We start from the raw sequence: 14,256 nt of genomic DNA, 5'->3' as shown, positions 1-14,256 counted from the left end.
CCCCATGGCTCGCGAAACAAGCTACTTCGTTCAGGTCTTCGATGCCGGCCGGGGAGGAAACCTGAAAGCGGGCGCTCCGATCGCCTGCAAAACGGCAACGGGCGCGCTTCGCACCGCGGAGCGGCTGGCCTTGAGCAAGCTCGGGGTTGTTGCCTTTTCATCCACCGGCGATCCTGAGATGGGCGACTATGATGACGAGCCGACGGTCATCTTCCGCAAGGGAGAGCTGCCATCGGCCTTCGATTGAGACAGGCTCGGCAACTTTCCGCGGATCGGGCCTGCTGTCGGACCGAACACGTGGATCTGCTTCGAGCCGGAAGCAACGGGATTGTGTCAGCTATCCTTCCGTAACCGCGATTGAGGTTGGGACACGCTAAGTGCGGGCATTACCGCTGGAAAGGCGATCGCGATTGTCTACGCGGCGTTTTAGCGCTCGCTATTCCCGCGACGCGAGCCTAGGGTCGATCATCACCGCGTTTCCCACGGCGTCGATCGGGTGATTGAGGGCTGAGAATGCTCACGCCCGGGCGAACGGAGCTTTTGTTGTCCCAGGTTTGCTTGGCCGCCGACCGGACCGTCCCGCAGTTCCATCCTTTGTCGGTGTCGGCCGTGGCATCCCTGCATGGATAGGACGACCGAACTGCATTACCTGATCAGCGGCAACAATCAATTTGGCCGGATCAATCTCAGCCGTGCGGCGGCGGGGGCGGCCGTCAAGAAGGCAAACGAGCTTTTGCAGGAAGGTTATTTGGACGTGAGGATATCCACGCCCCGGGGCCGGATCCTGTTGTCTGATGAGTTCGATCAGCTTGAAGGATAGCCGAGCGCCCACCAGAGGTCCGGGAGGCAAGCCATGAGCATCAGAGCCTGCAAGACCGCCGATGAGCTCCAGGATATAATTGTCGAGCAGGCAAGGACCCTCCATGGTCCCTGGCCGTCGGGGATGACGATGTTTGTTTTCGACGATGCTTACGGATGGAGCGCGAGCATCAGTCGGCCAATTTCGGAGGCCGACAATTTCTATCGCACCCGCACGCTCGATCTGATCGGGACCTTGAAGGTCCGATATGATCTGGACGCGCCGCGCCTCTAGTCGACCAGTCTGCGTTAGTTCCGCCATCACCATCAACCCTAAGGAGATCGACATGGCTAAAGGCGAGCAAAGAGGCAATCGGGAAACCAAGAAACCCAAGAAGGAGAAGATCAAGGTGATTGCCGCGGCACCGAGTCAGAAGACCGGAGGCTGGCAGCCGACCTTGGGTACCGGCAAGAAGAAATAATGCTTGCTGCGCCCTGGCGGGGATGGACCTCATTCCGTCCCGCGGTCGCATGGCCCATCGGGGGCTGCTGAGCAGGGCTAATCGACGATTGCTGCCAGCATCAGACTTTGATCAGCCGCAGCTTCGTGCCCCAGGGATCTGATGTCTCGATGCCGTTCTCAATCGCTGCAGCCGGCGCACCCGCCTGCTGCAGTCGCAGCGTTTGGGCCTCAAGAATTTGCTGCGTCGCGACCTCCAGCGAAAACCACGCTAGCCCGGTGGCTGTGTCGTCGCGCGGGCCGGCGCCGGCGCTCTGCCAGACGTTGATCCCGAGGTGATGGTGATAGCGCCCTGAGGAAAGAAACGCGGCGCCGCTCCGCTTGCGGGTCGGGTCGAAGCCGATGGCGTCGCCGTAAAAGCGGTCCGCCTGTTCGAGGTCGCCGACGCGCAGATGCATATGGCCGATGCGCAGGTCATCGGGGGCCTTGGCATAGTTGGTCGTGCGCGTGTCCGTTAGCGCCAGCAGGCCGTCGATGTCGAGCTGGTCGGTTGCCATCGCGACCGAGCCGCCATCCCATTTCCAGGTTTCGGGCGCACGATCGGCATAGACCTCGACGCCGTTGCCTTCGGGGTCGTCGAGGTAGACGGATTCGCTGACGAGGTGATCGGCAAAGCCGGACAGCGGGATCTTGTTTTTCGCCGCGTGCACCAGCCAGCGCGCGAGGTCCTTGCGCGTCGGCATCAGGAACGCGGTGTGATAGAGCCCCGCCGCGTTCCGTGCCTCGCGCGCCGCGCTTTCGCGCCGTTCGAGGTCGAGCAGCGCCACGCCGCCCGAGCCGAGACGCGCGCTTGTGGCCGAGCGCTGCATCACAGTCAGGCCGATCGCGTCGCGATAGTAATCAGCGACGAGGTCGAGGTTGCGCACGCGCAAGGTCACCATGCCGATCCGCATCGGCGTCCGGTTGGCAAAGGTCGGCCCGCTGCCGCCTGCGGTCCCCTCGGCTTGCGCCGCCGCGATCGCCGCCGCGCCCAGCGAGGAGGCGCCGGCGAGGTGAAGCAACGTGCGGCGGGTCAGGTCGATGGTCATGAAAGCTCCTCCGGCGATCGGTACAGGGAAGCAAATCCTGCGCCGGATTCCAAGCCGCAGTTGACCTCTTCCTCCGTCATTCCAGGGCTCGCGCTTCGCGAGCGCTCGCAATGACGTGGAGAGGCCGAGCCGCGCGTCCATCCCTCACCCTGAGGAGGCCGCGAAGCGGCCGTCTCGAAGGGCGAGTCCCACCCCAGCCTTTCAATTTTGCGATAGAAGCCATGTCCACATTCAAATTCCTTAAGGCCAGGCTGCGATCTATGGTTCGCGCCAATCACCTTGGGAATCGCAGAGGAAACTGAGCCCGATGGCGGAAGCAGCAAAATCACGGAGCGAGGCGGCACCAGCGCTGCCGACGTGGCCGGACGAAATCTATCGCGTGCTGAAGGACGCCGGCATTCGCCAGGTGGCGATAGTGCCGGACGCCGGCCACAGCCGTCTGATCCGCTCCTTCGAGGCCGGCCCTGAAACCCGCGTCGTGACGCTGACGACGGAAGAGGAAGGCGTGGCGATGCTGGCCGGCGCATGGCTCGGCGGCGAGCGGGGCGTTCTGCTGCTGCAGTCGAGCGGCGTCGGCAACTGCATCAACATGCTGTCGCTGCCCGTCATCTGTCATATGCCGTTGTTGATGATCGTCACCATGCGCGGCGATTGGGGCGAGTTCAATCCGTGGCAGATCCCGATGGGGCAGGGGACGCGGCCCTCGCTGGAGGCCATGGGCGTGATCGTGAACAAGGTGGACGAGCCGCATCTGGTCGCTTCCGCCGTGCAGGGCGCGGCGCACCTCGCCTTCAACAGCTGGAAGCCGGTGGCGGTGCTGATCGGACAGCGCGTGCTCGGCGCCAAGAACTTCAAGGAGCTTGCCAGCAAATGACCAATCCCAACGCACTCCTGCATCGGCGCGACGTCGTCAACGAATTGCTGCGCGACCGCGGCGATCTCCTTGTCATCGCCGGCCTCGGCGCGCCGAACTGGGATGTCTCCGCCGCCGGCGACCATCCGAACAATTTTCCGCTCTGGGGCGCGATGGGCGGCGCCTCCATGATCGGGCTCGGGCTGGCGCTGGCGCAGCCGAAGCGAAAAGTGATCGTCATTACCGGCGACGGCGAGATGCTGATGAATGTCGGCTCGCTCGCGTCAATCGCGGTGGAAGCGCCGAAGAATCTGACGATCGCCGTCCTCGACAATGAACGCTTCGGCGAGACCGGCATGCAGAAAACCCCGACCGCCTCCGGCGTCGACCTCGCCGCCATCGCTACCGCCTGCGGCATCCGCTCCTCGCGCATCGTGCGCACGATGGCCGAAGTCACCGAACTGCGCGACCTCGCCCATGAGGGAAGGGGAACGGCCTTCGCCCAGATCAAGATCAATCCCGAGGCGCTGGTGTTCGTGATGCCGCCGGCGGACGGCGTCATCCTGACGACGCGCTTCCGGCAATCGGTGCTGGGCGACGAGGCGCTGTTTAATTGAGAGACGCTACCCAAAGGACGTCGTCATGCCCGGGTCATCTAGCGCGAAGACACGCTTCGCACTTCTGCCCGGCCATGACGAAGAGCGAATGCCCGGCCGCACTACGCCGTCATGTTGATCTTCCACAGCCCTTCCTTCGAAAGTTGCTGAATCTCCGACATGATCAGCGTCGCAATCGTCGTCGTTGCAATCGACGGCGGATGGGCGATTGGCGAAGCGAGAATCAGTTCGCGCGACACCGAGGGGCTGACGGCCGCCATCTCCAGGCGTTTCGCCGCCACTTCGGTGCGGATGGCGGAGGGCGGCAGCAGCGTGTAGCCAAGCCCTTCCTCCATCAGGCTGATCTGCGCGCGATAGGAATCGACCTCGATCATGGCGTCGAGCTTCAATTTCTCGCGCGCCAGCGCCTTCTCCAGCAGCGCCCGCAAGCCGTGCGAGATGCTGGGCAGGATCAGCTTCTGCTTCACCAGCCATTTCAGGTCGACCTGCTTCCGCTTGTTGAGGCCCGAACCCGGCGGCCCGACGGCCACGATATCCTCGCGGCCGATCGACTGGACCTGAAGATGCAGGTCGACCGCGGGGCCGTAGATGATCGCGAGATCCATTTCGCCGCGGTGGAGCCACTCGACCAGATGCCCGCCATAGCTCTCCACGATGCGCAGCGAGACGTCGGGAAATTCGCTGATAACGCGGCGGGCGAACCGCCCGGACAGCACCGCGCTCACCGTCGGCACCAGCCCGAGGATGACGCGGCCCGACGGATTGCCGTTGGCCGACTTGAGATCATCGCTGACCTGTTCGATCTGGCGGATCAGGCCCGTGGTGCGGTCGAGCAGCATCCGGCCGGCGCTGGTCAGGAGCATGCCGCGGCCGTTGCGGACGAACAGCTCGACGCGCAGCTCGTGCTCGAGCAGCTTGATGTGCCGGCTCAGCGCGGGCTGGGCGGCGCGCAGCCGGTCCGCCGCCTTGCTGAGGCTGCCCAGCTCGGCCACGGCGCGGAAGGTGCGCAATTGTTTGAGGTCCATCGGATGCCTGGGTGCTTATCTGGTGGGCATCATATGCTGTTTTCGGCGAAGTCGGTGCAATCAGTTCAATGTTCGATGACATGAGAGTTAATGCCTCGCCCGGCGTGACGCGTGGCTCTCGATGCTGTTAATGGAGCAACGATCCCCATCCGGAATTCACGATCCATGACCGTACCCCCCGTCAGTCCCTCGCAAATCCGCACCGCGCTGCTGTTGCGCGATGAAATCGCACTGCTCGACGTCAGGCACGAGGCCGTCTTCGCCACCGGCCATCCGCTGTTTGCCGCCAACATGGCGGCTGACCGGATCACGCTGGAGGCCGCAGCGCGGCTGCCGCGCAAGGACGTGCCGATCGTTATCTATGATGACGGCGAAGGCCTCGTCGCCGTCGCGGCAGACCGGCTCACGGCGCTGGGCTACAGCAACGTCCGCCAGCTCGATGGCGGATTGCAGGGCTGGAAACAGGCGGGCTTTGAGCTGTTCCAGGACGTCAATTCCTATGCCAAGGCGTTCGGCGAGCTGGTGGAGCATCGCCGCCACACGCCTTCGCTGGCCGCCGAGGAAGTCAGCGCCCTGATTGCGAATGGCGCCAACATTCAAATCCTCGATGTCCGCCGGTTCGACGAATATGCGACCATGAATATCCCGGGCTCGATCAGCGTACCGGGCGCCGAACTGGTGCTGCGTGCCGGCCGCGCCGCGCCGGATTCCGAAACCACCATTATCGTCAATTGCGCCGGCCGCACCCGCTCGATCATCGGCACCCAGTCGCTGATCAATGCCGGCGTTACCAACAAGGTGCGGGCGCTGCGCAACGGAACGATCGGCTGGACGCTGGCCAAGCAGAATCTCGAACATGGCTCCAACAGACGCGGCGAGATCGGCACCATCGCGGGCGGTGAGGTCAGCGCGCGCGATGTCGCCTATCGCGCCGGCGTCCGGCACATCGGCGTTGCGGAGATGGCGGCGCTGCAGGCGCAGGCCGATCGTACGCTCTATCGTTTCGATGTGCGCTCGGAAGAGGAATACACCGCCGGCCATCTCGCAGGCTTTCGCCATTATGCCGGCGGGCAATTGGTGCAGGAGATCGACATGGCTGCGCCTGTGCGCGGCGCGCGCATCGTGCTGACCGACAATCTGCGTGTCAGGGCCGATATGACCGCGTCCTGGCTCGCGCAGATGGGATGGGAAACCTATGTGCTCGAAGGCGGCTATGACGGCACGCTCGAGATCGGGGCGCCGCTTGCGATCCCAAAGCCCGATCCGTCACACCGCTACCGCCGTCCCTATGAGGGCACCGATATCAAGGAAAGCGCGATGCAGGCCTATCTCGACTGGGAATACGGCCTCGTCGAGCAACTCCGCCGCGACGCCACACATGGATTCTTCGTCATATGATTCCAACCGACGAATTCAGCCGATGGATTGGGCGGACTTGTCGCGCCGTAGCTCGAAGAGCGAAGGCGGATCATTCGTCGCCGCCCATCATGCTCTCGAGCTTCTCCGCCGCATAATTCTCGCCGATCGATAGCGCACAAATCCGCGAGAGCTGCACGTAGGAAAGCCCGGTCTCCTCGGCCCAGGCGTTGAACTGCGCCTGCACTTTGGCGAGATCGCGCTTCGAGGTCACCGTCTCCGCGATGTCGAGCCCGGCGTCGCGCAGGCACAGCACGACGTCCCTAGAGGTGACAAAACCGTCCCAGCCGAGGAAGCGCAGCATCATCTGCCCGGTATTGCCGCCGAGCCGGCTGCCGCGCTTGGCCAGCAATTCCAGCAAGCCGGCCTCGTCGGACGAGGGCCAGTTCGCGAGGAACTTGCCGAAACTGCCGTGCTCCCTGGCGATGTCCCTCACGAAGCTTGCATTGGCGCGCACCGACATGATCTTGGCGCCGTTGCGGACGATGCGCGTGTCCTTCATCAGATCGTCCCAGAATTCGTCCGGCTTCAGCGACAGTGGGCCCGGCTTGAAGCCGAGAAACGCCTTCTCAAAACCCGGCCATTTGGTCTCGATCACGCTCCAGGCAAACCCCGCCGAGAACACCCGCCTGGTCATTTCCGCGAGAATCCGGTCATCGCCGAGGTTGCCAAGCGCCTTCGGGTCGGGCTTGGCCGGCAGCAGCCTGGCGAGCGCCTTGGGGCCGCCCTTGCGCTTCTCGGCCCGGGCACGAACGGTCTTGAACGCGATCACGGTATACGGCCCCTTTGAGCGACGCATGATCTGAAAACACGGGCGAAACGCCTCAAAACCGCAGTTTAGCCGATCGCTCCAGGATTCCCAGCGTCGGGATGCGTGCAACGCGAAAGGTTAATCGCCACAGAAGTGATCGGCTGATCTGCAAAGAATGGATGGCGTATTGGCTGGTTTTCGCCTAAAGCATCCCCACCTCAGTGAAATCGGTCAGGCCGTTCGGCTGCGCTTCGTGAAATGCGCAGCGTTGAGCCATTTCGGTTCGGGGCGGTATTCAACATTTCCGGCTGATAGAGCCAACCTAAGGTCTGACATCTCGTGACATTATTGCCCACCCATCCGCCGCTCGCCCGAGCTTTGGCGGAACGCAACTTCGATCGGCTTACACAGGTCCAGACCGCGGTGCTGGCCGACGACGCTGCCGGCCGCGACCTGCTGGTTTCGGCGCAGACCGGTTCGGGCAAAACGGTCGCCTATGGCCTGGCGATCGCGAAGAATTTGCTGGATGGCGCCGACCGGTTCGAGCGGGCCGCGGCTCCGCTGGCGCTGATCGTCGCGCCAACCCGCGAACTGGCTCTTCAGGTCCATCGCGAACTTGCCTGGCTCTATCAGCATGCCGATGCGCGGGTGGTTTCCTGCGTCGGCGGCATGGACCCGCGCCGCGAGCAGCGTGAGCTCGCCGCGGGCGCCCACATCGTGGTCGGTACGCCCGGGCGGCTATGCGATCATTTGCGGCGAGGCCGGCTCGATGTTTCGGAACTGAAGGCGATCGTGCTCGACGAGGCCGACGAGATGCTCGATCTCGGCTTCCGCGAGGACATGGAGTTCATCCTTGAGGCCACGCCGGAGGACCGGCGCACGCTGCTGTTTTCGGCAACCTTGCCGCGCGGCATCGTCGCGCTGGCGAAAGAGTATCAGCAATCGGCCTTTCGCGTCGAAGTCGCGGGCGAAGAAGGCGGCCATGCCGACATCGAATACCGCGCCATCCGGATTGCCTCCGGCGATGTCGAGCATGCCGTCGTCAACATCCTGCGGTTTTTCGAATCGCCAGGCACGCTGGTGTTCTGCAACACGCGCGATGCCGTCCGGCATCTGCAGGCGACGCTGCTGGAGCGCGGCTTCTCCGTGGTGGCGCTGTCGGGCGAATTGACCCAGAATGAGCGAACGCTGGCGCTGCAAGCCCTGCGCGATGGCCGCGCCCGTGTCTGCGTCGCGACCGACGTGGCGGCGCGCGGCATCGATCTGCCGAACCTCGATCTCGTCATTCACGCCGATATTCCGAACGATCCGGAAGTCATGCAGCACCGCTCCGGCCGCACCGGACGCGCTGGTCGCAAGGGTGTCAGCGTCTTGCTGGTGCCGCCGGCACGCAAGCGCCGAGCCGAGGTGCTGCTCAATCTGGCCGGCATCGATGCCGCCTGGGGTCAGGCACCGCAGCCGGATGAAATTCGCAAGCTCGATCAGGAGCGCATGCTGCGCGACGATCTGTTCGCCGCCGAGACGACGCCTGAGGATCTGGCGCTCGCGCAGGCGCTGCTCGCCGAACGCTCGGCGGAGGATATCGCCGCGGCGCTGGCGCGGCTCCATCGCTCGCGGCTTCCGTCGCCCGAGGATATCGTCGATCCCGGTGAGGATCGCGTCAAATCGCGGGCGGAACGTGCGCGGGAGAGGGCCGATCGCGAGGCCGGACGCGGGTCGAAGCCTGCGAAATCATCGCCGCGCCATCGCATGGCGGAGGATTCTGTCTGGTTCAGCGCGGCGATCGGACGCCGGAAGAATGCCGAAGCGCGCTGGCTGCTGCCGATGCTGTGCCGTCGCGGCGGCATCAAGAAGGAAGACATCGGCGCCATCCGCATTCTCGATACCACCACCGAGTTCGAGATTTCCGCGCGCATCGCCGAACGGTTCGCAGCGCAAATTCGCCGTCCCGACAAGGAAGACAGCATCCGCATCGAGGCGCTCGCAGGCGCTCCGTCGCGCGAGCCGGTTCGCGACGCGGCGGCGCCGAAGCCGAAGCACTTCGGCAAGAAGACTGAAGGCGCCGACAGAGCGGGATTTGACAAGAAACCGCGTTACGATACCAAGAGGCGGGATCGAGGCGAGCAGGCGCATGCCGGAAAGCCGCGGCATGAAAATGGGACGTCTGCAAAGCCCGCATTCGGAAAGAAGAAAAACAAGAAGTTTCGTGGCTGAGCGGCGCGACCATTGCTGAAAGCGCCGGCGCTCACCTGCCACGTGAGATGAGGAGCTATCATGAGCGTCTACATCATCGCGCAACTGAAGTTCACGCGCCGCGAACTCTACGACCGCTATCAATCGCGCTTCATGGACGTGTTCAAGAAGTTCAAGGGCAAGCTGCTGGTGGCGGACGCCCATCCGGTGGTGCTGGAAGGCGAATGGCCGCGCGACAAGGTCGTGATCATGGAATTCCCGGATGAGGCCGCGGCGCAGGAATTTCAGACCTCTCCGGAGTATCAGGAGATATCCGTCGACCGCAAAGCGGGCGCCGACGGCATTGTGCTCACGGTGAGGGGCTTGCGTTGACGGCGGCAGCGCTGATGGCTGATGGCCCGGCGCTGTTTGCGGGTTCCCTGCTCGGCATTGTTGCATTCCGGAACATCAACGAGATCGGCTTTCGCCGGACCATTCCTGTGCTATTGCTGTTGCCAGGCGCTTCGCTCGCTTTGGCTTGATTGTGTGATCACGGCCGAGGGCTGCGAGGCCTTCAAAATCGATGAGCATTGGCCGAAAGAATCATGACCGCACAGCGCAACGTTTCCCCTTCGATCGATCCCGTGAAACTCGACCGCCTCGCCGAAGTCGCGGTCAAGATCGGCCTGCGGCTGCAGCCGGGACAGGACCTGCTGCTGACCGCGCCCTCAGTCGCGCTGCCGCTGGTGCGCCGGATCGCCGAACATGCCTACAGGGCCGGCGCGGGAATCGTGACCCCGTTCCTGTCGGATGAGGAGATCACGCTGGCGCGCTATCGCTATGGCCACAACGAGAGTTTCGATCGCGCCGCCGGCTGGCTCTATGAGGGCATGGCGAAGGCGTTCGCCGCCAACACCGCGCGGCTCGCCATCGTCGGCGACAATCCGATGCTGTTGTCGGGCGAGGACCCGGCAAAGGTCGCGCGCGCCAGCAAAGCCAATTCGATCGCCTACCAGCCGGCGCTGGAGAAGATCGTCAATTTCGACACCAACTGGAACATCATCGCCTATCCGAGCCCGTCTTGGGCCAGGCAGGTTTTCCCCGATGTTCCCGAGGACGTCGCGATAGCAAAACTGGCGGACGCGATTTTTGCGGCCTCGCGCGTCGATCAGGACGGCGCCGTTGCCGCTTGGGAAAAGCATAACGCCGTGTTGCGCGAGCGGACCGACTGGCTGAACGGCCAGCGCTTCCACGCGCTGAAATATTCCGGCCCCGGCACCGACCTGACGATCGGTCTCGCCGACGGCCATGAGTGGGAAGGCGGCGCCTCGACTGCGAAGAACGGCATCACCTGCAACGCCAACATCCCGACTGAGGAAGTCTTCACCACGCCGCATTGCCGGCGCGTCAGCGGCCATGTCGTCAGCTCAAAACCGCTGTCCTATCAGGGCACGCTGATCGACAATATCGCGGTGCGGTTCGAGGAAGGCCGCATCGTTGAGGCCAAAGCCTCGCGCGGCGAGGAGGTGCTGAAGAAGGTGCTCGACACCGATGAGGGCGCCGCGCGCCTCGGCGAAGTGGCGCTGGTGCCGCATTCCTCGCCGATCTCCAAGAGCGGGCTGCTGTTCTTCAACACCCTGTTCGACGAGAACGCCGCCTCCCATATCGCGCTCGGTCAATGCTACTCGAAATGCTTCGTCGGCGGCGACAAGCTGACGCCGCAACAGATCGCGGCGCAGGGCGGCAACAAGAGCCTCATTCACATCGACTGGATGATCGGCTCGGCCGAGACAGACATCGACGGCATTCACGCTGACGGACGCCGCGTGCCGGTGTTCCGCAAAGGCGAGTGGGCGTGAGGTCGCGGCCCCACGCGGGCCGCGATCACTCAAGCTTCAGCTTGTAAAATTCCGTCGCCGTCCTGGAGAACAGCGCCGTCTTCTCCGCTTCGCTATATTGCGTGGCCAGCCGTTTGAAGGCGTTGAAGATCACCTGATAGCTGCACTGGCCTTTATCCGGTGGAAAATTGCTTTCGAACATGCATCGATCGGGACCAAACGCCTCGATGCAGGTTTCGATATAGGGACGCCACGCGGTAGCCGCCTCCTCCGAAGACGGCGGCTTCGGGCGCAGGTGGAAGTCATAGCCAAGCAGGCTCATCGCGAGCCCGCCGAGCTTGACGACGACGTTTTCACATTTGGCGATTTGCTGGATCGAGGCCTTCCACACCGGGAAGATTTCCTCGCGCCGCCCGGCATAGCTGCCGATACCGATCGGCCCGCCGCAATGATCGAGCACGATTTTGGTGTCCGGAAAGGCGCGTGCGAGATCGGTGAGTTCGCCGATCTGCGGATGAAACAGCCAGGCGTCGAAGCTCAAGCCCAGTGGCGCGAGGCAGGCGAAGCCTTTGCGGAAGGTGCTGTCGAGCAATAGTCCTTTCGGCCGTGTGGCATACATGCCGGCGACATTGGGGTCGGCATCCCACGCCGCCGAGTGCCGAATGCCGCGGAAGCGGCCGTTGCCGGCAACGATCTCCGCCTCCAGCACGACTTTCGCGCCGTCGCCGAGCAGCAAATTGACGTGGCTGACGATGCCGGCGCAGATCGCGGCCTTGCCGTAGGCGCCGCTCGCGGCCATCGCCGCCACGCCATTGGCGAACTCGACCTCGCCGACGGGGCGGAACGCCTCAGGGCCGCGCGCACGATACATCGAGCGGCAGTCGACGTAGACGGTGGCGACGATGTTGTGGCCGGAGGCGATGTCGGCGGCCATCTCCTCGATCATGTAACGCAAGCCGCCGCGGTCCCAGAGATGGTGATGCGGATCGACGATTGGGCGGGCGGGATCGATGATCTCTTCGGTATATTGCGCGAGCCAGTCCTCGCGCGGATCGGCGTAGAGCCCGCTCTTCGAGGCGGGTGCAGTGCTGGCGGCCATGGATTTCGCTCCCCTGGATTTTCTTGGATTATTGTTGGCGTGACCTTCCGTTCGCGAAAGCTTCAGCCCGGCAGGCCACGGATGAAATCGATGATCGCGGCATTAACTTCGCTCGGGCGTTCCTGCTGGGTCCAGTGTCCGCAGCCGGGCAGTATCAGTACGTCACGCAGCGTCGGGACGAACTGCCTGAGGTTGACGAGATGCTGGTCCATGCCGGGTGGAGCGGCCATCACCATGTCATGGTCGCCGGCGATAAAGAGCGCCGGGACCTTCACCGTGGCGCCCGCAAATGCCGCCATCAACTCCCAATTGCGGTCGAGGTTGCGATAATAGTTGAGCGGACCGCGGAAGCCGGTGCGCCTGAATTCGCCGGCATAGAAATCGATGTCCGCGTCGGTGAGCCACGCAGGCAATTCCGGCGGCAACGTCGGTTCCCGCAACCAACTGCCGTTGCGCGGCACCATGCCGGGGGTTCCTGTGTTATCGCCGCGGGCTATGGCCGCGCGGAATGCCGCGGCGCCTTTACCCGATATGCCGTAAAGCGAGCTGAGCAGGGTGGTCCGTGGGTCTCGCTCCATCTCGGCCTCTGCTACGCCGGGCTGCTGGAAGTACAGCTGGTAGAATTGCGCGTCCGCGGTCTGTGGCATCACGCTGGTCGGGCGCGCCGGGCCACGCGGCCGAAGCGGTACGCTGAGGCTCGCAACGGCGCGGAAGCGGTCGGGGCGCAGGCGTGCCGCTTGCCAGGCGATATGCGCACCCCAGTCGTGGCCGACGATAATTGCGGTCGGCGCTTCGAGCGCATCGAGCAACCCCACCATATCACCGATCAGATGGAACATCGTGTATTGATCGATTGCCTCCGGCCGGTCGCTCTTGCCGTAGCCGCGCATATCAGGAGCGACGGCGTGGAAGCCGGCGGCGGCCAGCGCGGTGAGTTGATGGCGCCAGGAATACCAGGACTCCGGGAATCCGTGACACAGGATCACCGGCGGCCCCTCGCCCTGCTCGGCGATGTTGAGACGGATGCCGTTGCTCTCGACCAGTCGCTGCGAAGGTGCGCTCAAGTTTCTCTCCCCTTGCGGATTGTTGTTATTCGTCATTGCGAGCGCAGCGAAGCAATCCATCGCTCCGCTTGCTGCACTATGGATTGCTTCGCCGCGCTCGCAATGACGGTGGCAGGCTTTCGCGCCCGCGTATCAAACCCCTTCCAGAATGATCACCGTCGGCGTGCCCGGCAGCGTGTCCCGCGATATCTTCAGTGTCCGCTCGGTCCGCTGGTCGATGACGAATTGCTGGCCGATCAGCCGCATGAATTCGTCGAGCGGGGTGGCGAAGCGATGCATCGGCAGCACGATGGAGGAGCGCAGGCGCTTGGTGATCTCGGAGACGCCGTCGAGCGACATCGTATAGGTGCCGTCGATCGGCACCATCAGGATGTCGAGCCGGCCTATCGCCGCGAAATGCGTCTCGTCGAGCTTGTGGTGCAGGTGTCCGAGATGGCCGATGCAGAGGCCGGCGACCTCGAAGATGAAGATCGAATTGCCGTCCTTGATCATCGCGCCGGAGCCCTCGCCATAGTAGCGGCGGATGTCGGTGGGGACGTTACGGATATAGACGTCGCCGACGCGCGTTGAGACATGCGCGGCCTGGCCATTCTCGCCCCAGCCATGCAGAACGTGCGGAATCTTTGGATCGGGAAACAGCGTGTAGTGGGTCGAGTGTGCGCGATTCATGGTGACGACGTCGGGCAGCCTGCCGGTCCGGTAGGCGCCGTTGAAGTCGGTCGCGATCCGCACGCCGCCGGGCGTGTCGATGTAATAGGTGGAATGCCCGACATAGGTGATCGCGACCTCTTCGGTCTTGGCGGCCGTGCGGCGAAGGCTGACGGGCACGGCGAGCGGCGAGGCGTTCGCCATCGCGAGGCACTCGCTGCGCAAGGGCTGCTGCTGGGCGGACGCCGGGACGATCAGCGAACCAAGCAAGGCGAGGGCGACAGCAAGGACTACGTTAAGCGATCGCAACATGGCATGACCCATCCGCGGCAAAGGCCGCAGGCCGCACTGTATCGCCGAATTTTGGAAACGTCATGATGGCATTCGCGCACGGCAGCGTGCCGGAATTGCTTCATCGGGGCGGGCG

The 14,256-nt window shown here is 63.8% G+C and carries 17 protein-coding genes; 11 read left to right on the top strand and 6 right to left on the bottom strand.

The annotated features are described in order from the left end of the window. The first annotated feature begins 4 nt into the window (after nt 1-4). The 4 genes from V1286_RS31250 to V1286_RS31235 all read left to right on the top strand — a co-directional run bounded on the left by V1286_RS31250 (nt 5) and on the right by V1286_RS31235 (nt 1,280). Entirely contained in the window at nt 5-247 is a 243-nt protein-coding gene (locus V1286_RS31250; RefSeq protein ID WP_334486263.1) for a hypothetical protein, read from the top strand. A gap of 375 nt (nt 248-622) precedes the next feature. Further along, nucleotides 623-820 carry a hypothetical protein gene (locus tag V1286_RS31245; protein WP_334486260.1) on the top strand — a complete coding sequence of 66 codons (198 nt, stop codon included), beginning with the start codon at nt 623-625 and terminating at the stop codon, nt 818-820. Nucleotides 821-853: 33 nt separating this feature from the next. Then, the gene (locus tag V1286_RS31240; RefSeq protein ID WP_334486258.1) at nt 854-1,093 is read left to right on the top strand and encodes a hypothetical protein; all 240 of its coding nucleotides are present in this window, start codon (nt 854-856) and stop codon (nt 1,091-1,093) included. A 52-nt stretch (nt 1,094-1,145) separates the two neighbouring features. Then, complete coding sequence (locus tag V1286_RS31235; RefSeq protein ID WP_256473058.1) at nt 1,146-1,280, top strand: hypothetical protein; 135 nt, start codon at nt 1,146-1,148, stop codon at nt 1,278-1,280. 100 nt (nt 1,281-1,380) lie between these two features. Here V1286_RS31235 and V1286_RS31230 read toward each other — a convergent pair whose 3' ends face one another. Further along, the gene (locus V1286_RS31230) at nt 1,381-2,346 is read right to left on the bottom strand and encodes a VOC family protein (RefSeq protein ID WP_334486253.1); all 966 of its coding nucleotides are present in this window, start codon (nt 2,344-2,346) and stop codon (nt 1,381-1,383) included. 307 nt (nt 2,347-2,653) lie between these two features. Here V1286_RS31230 and V1286_RS31225 point away from each other — a divergent pair, with 307 nt between their 5' ends. Together V1286_RS31225 and V1286_RS31220 are read left to right on the top strand one after the other, a co-directional pair. Next, entirely contained in the window at nt 2,654-3,220 is a 567-nt protein-coding gene (locus V1286_RS31225) for a thiamine pyrophosphate-binding protein (RefSeq protein WP_334486250.1), read from the top strand. Continuing rightward, nucleotides 3,217-3,816: a thiamine pyrophosphate-dependent enzyme gene (locus tag V1286_RS31220; RefSeq protein WP_334486247.1), complete on the top strand. Its 600-nt coding sequence runs from the start codon at nt 3,217-3,219 to the stop codon at nt 3,814-3,816. The genes V1286_RS31225 and V1286_RS31220 overlap by 4 nt, the downstream gene beginning before the upstream one ends. 101 nt (nt 3,817-3,917) lie before the next feature. On the opposite strand, the gene V1286_RS31215 is transcribed toward V1286_RS31220, so the two are convergent. Further along, complete coding sequence (locus tag V1286_RS31215) at nt 3,918-4,841, bottom strand: LysR family transcriptional regulator (RefSeq protein WP_334486245.1); 924 nt, start codon at nt 4,839-4,841, stop codon at nt 3,918-3,920. A 165-nt stretch (nt 4,842-5,006) separates the two neighbouring features. On the opposite strand from V1286_RS31215, the gene V1286_RS31210 reads away from it, so the two are divergent. Further along, the gene (locus tag V1286_RS31210; RefSeq protein WP_334486242.1) at nt 5,007-6,239 is read left to right on the top strand and encodes a rhodanese-like domain-containing protein; all 1,233 of its coding nucleotides are present in this window, start codon (nt 5,007-5,009) and stop codon (nt 6,237-6,239) included. A gap of 70 nt (nt 6,240-6,309) precedes the next feature. On the opposite strand, the gene V1286_RS31205 is transcribed toward V1286_RS31210, so the two are convergent. Further along, a complete protein-coding gene (locus V1286_RS31205; RefSeq protein WP_334490026.1) occupies nt 6,310-7,029 on the bottom strand; it encodes a DNA-3-methyladenine glycosylase I in 720 nt (239 codons plus the stop codon). Nucleotides 7,030-7,347: 318 nt separating this feature from the next. On the opposite strand from V1286_RS31205, the gene V1286_RS31200 reads away from it, so the two are divergent. The 4 genes from V1286_RS31200 (at nt 7,348) to V1286_RS31185 (ending at nt 11,039) form a co-directional block, all read left to right on the top strand. Then, nucleotides 7,348-9,222: a DEAD/DEAH box helicase gene (locus tag V1286_RS31200; RefSeq protein ID WP_334486239.1), complete on the top strand. Its 1,875-nt coding sequence runs from the start codon at nt 7,348-7,350 to the stop codon at nt 9,220-9,222. Between the two features lie 60 nt (nt 9,223-9,282). Next, a complete protein-coding gene (locus V1286_RS31195) occupies nt 9,283-9,573 on the top strand; it encodes a DUF1330 domain-containing protein (protein WP_108512257.1) in 291 nt (96 codons plus the stop codon). Continuing rightward, entirely contained in the window at nt 9,570-9,722 is a 153-nt protein-coding gene (locus V1286_RS31190; RefSeq protein WP_334486235.1) for a hypothetical protein, read from the top strand. The genes V1286_RS31195 and V1286_RS31190 overlap by 4 nt, the downstream gene beginning before the upstream one ends. A 63-nt stretch (nt 9,723-9,785) precedes the next feature. Continuing rightward, nucleotides 9,786-11,039, top strand: coding sequence for an aminopeptidase (locus tag V1286_RS31185; RefSeq protein ID WP_334486232.1), 1,254 nt, complete (start codon nt 9,786-9,788; stop codon nt 11,037-11,039). A gap of 25 nt (nt 11,040-11,064) precedes the next feature. Here the strand turns inward: V1286_RS31185 and V1286_RS31180 are convergent, their stop codons facing one another. The 3 genes from V1286_RS31180 to V1286_RS31170 form a co-directional block, all read right to left on the bottom strand. After that, nucleotides 11,065-12,117, bottom strand: coding sequence for an amidohydrolase family protein (locus V1286_RS31180; protein WP_334486229.1), 1,053 nt, complete (start codon nt 12,115-12,117; stop codon nt 11,065-11,067). 62 nt (nt 12,118-12,179) lie between these two features. Further along, entirely contained in the window at nt 12,180-13,181 is a 1,002-nt protein-coding gene (locus V1286_RS31175; protein WP_334486227.1) for an alpha/beta fold hydrolase, read from the bottom strand. Nucleotides 13,182-13,313: 132 nt separating this feature from the next. Beyond that, complete coding sequence (locus V1286_RS31170) at nt 13,314-14,141, bottom strand: MBL fold metallo-hydrolase (protein ID WP_334486224.1); 828 nt, start codon at nt 14,139-14,141, stop codon at nt 13,314-13,316. Nucleotides 14,142-14,256: the final 115 nt, after the last annotated feature.

Source organism: Bradyrhizobium algeriense, assembly GCF_036924595.1.
In the GTDB taxonomy this organism is placed as follows: Bacteria; Pseudomonadota; Alphaproteobacteria; order Rhizobiales; family Xanthobacteraceae; genus Bradyrhizobium; species Bradyrhizobium algeriense.
This window is presented reverse-complemented; position numbering and strand designations above follow the sequence as displayed.